The following is a 266-nucleotide window of genomic DNA, read 5'->3' on the forward strand; positions in this document are numbered from 1 at the left end:
CCTGATCGCGGTGGCCGCCTGGCTGGGCGCGCTGGTTTATCTCGCGCGTATCGTCGCGATCGTGCTGGGCCTTGCGCCGGCATTGTCGTTTTTGCAACCGTCGCCGTGGAATATCGCGCTGCTCGGGCTCGCAATCGTCTCGCTGCCGTGCATGTCGACGGGCATGGTGATGCTCGCGCACGAACGCATTCTGCGCAGAATGGAAAAGCTCGCCACCGTCGACGAATTGACGGGCGCGCTCACGCGACGCGCATTCATGGAGCGGG

1 pseudogene is annotated in these 266 nt (G+C 64.7%); it reads left to right on the plus strand.

The features are described 5' to 3' along the window. Nucleotides 1–266: pseudogene (locus tag SB751_RS31345) on the plus strand (GGDEF domain-containing protein); the annotation flags it as partial.

The organism is Cupriavidus sp. SIMBA_020 (assembly GCF_046535395.1).
Taxonomy (GTDB): Bacteria; Pseudomonadota; Gammaproteobacteria; order Burkholderiales; family Burkholderiaceae; genus Cupriavidus; species Cupriavidus campinensis.